General features: G+C 44.7%; 1 protein-coding gene. It reads left to right on the plus strand.

Annotation, left to right across the window (positions count from 1 at the left end; genetic code table 11):
• Positions 1 to 13 precede the first annotated feature (13 nt).
• The coding region (locus tag A3735_RS09430) for an acyltransferase domain-containing protein (RefSeq protein ID WP_197485799.1) at positions 14 to 814 on the plus strand (801 nt) is incomplete at its 3' end.

Below are 814 nucleotides of genomic sequence, written 5' to 3' on the forward strand. Positions count from 1 at the left end.
AAAGATTATATTTATGTTTCCTGGACAAGGAACTCAAGTTAATCGTATGGGTAAGAAGCTCTACAATGAACTTCCGCTCTTTAGAGCACATTTGGATAACTGCATCGAGATATGCAAAGACGAATTTAACGTCGATCTCATACATATCCTATTCTCGGATGATCCAAGCCTTCACCTTACTGAGAACACGCAAATAGCATTGTTTTCGGTGGGTTATGCTATTGCATCAAGTTTAATGGAGCTTGGTATCAAACCCGACGGAATGATGGGACACAGCATTGGTGAACTAGCTGCGGCAACCTTGTCTGGGGTATTCGATTTACACACGGCAATTAGAGTAGTTTTAACGCGCGGCAGAGTCATGCAAAGACAGGCGAGTGGTAGCATGTTAGCCGTAGAAAGCAGCTTTGACGCAATCAAGCACTTAATTCCGGATAGTGTTGTTCTTTCAGCTCAAAATACTCCTGAATCACTCACTCTCTCTGGTGAAGATGTTCATATTGAACAAGCAAAAGAAGCACTGGAGAAGGCCAGTATTCATTGCACAAAGCTAAGAACCTCGCACGCTTTCCACTCGCCAATGATGATCCCTGCCGAGCAGGCTTTCATCACAGAGCTCAAGGGCATTCATTGCAAAAAGCCCAGTATCCCATTTATTTCCTGTGTCAGCGGCGACTGGATTACAGATGAACAAGCAAGCGACACTCGCTACTGGGCTAGCCAGATAGTAGCTCCGGTACAGTTCAAAGGTGGCACTGAAAAGCTAAGCAAGTGGTCAAACCTTATTGTTATAGATTGCGGCCCAAGACGTGTT

Source organism: Oleiphilus sp. HI0061 (genome assembly GCF_001635675.1).